Source organism: Peribacillus sp. SIMBA_075, from assembly GCF_046534585.1.
The window spans coordinates 1-269 of sequence record NZ_JAWRYN010000693.1 but is presented as its reverse complement, the minus strand read 5'-3'; the positions used below and the strand labels follow the sequence as shown (position 1 = coordinate 269).

Annotated in this window: 1 protein-coding gene; it reads right to left on the bottom strand. The window is 42.0% G+C overall.

Features of this window, described 5'->3' with window-relative positions; all coding sequences use genetic code 11:
- A partial coding sequence (locus tag SB775_RS29970) for a hypothetical protein (RefSeq protein WP_410864888.1) occupies nt 1–269 on the bottom strand: 269 nt, incomplete at both ends.

The following is a 269-nucleotide window of genomic DNA, read 5'->3' as shown; positions in this document are numbered from 1 at the left end:
CAGTTGCCATCCCTGCGAAGTTACCTGTTGCTGCTGAGATTTCTAACTTAGAGCTACTTCCTACAGTTCCAGAAGTTAAAACCAATTCATTTGAAACTAACGAAGCTGTGACACCTATTCCAGCATCATTAATGGCTTTGAGTACATTTTCAGTTGTTTCAGCATCTTTAAAAGAAAAAGAAGTACCATTGACTGTCACTGTACTTGCTTGGTTAAGTGCTGTTCCAGTAGTAGCATTCGTTCCTCCTGTTGTCGTTGCAGCCGTCGCC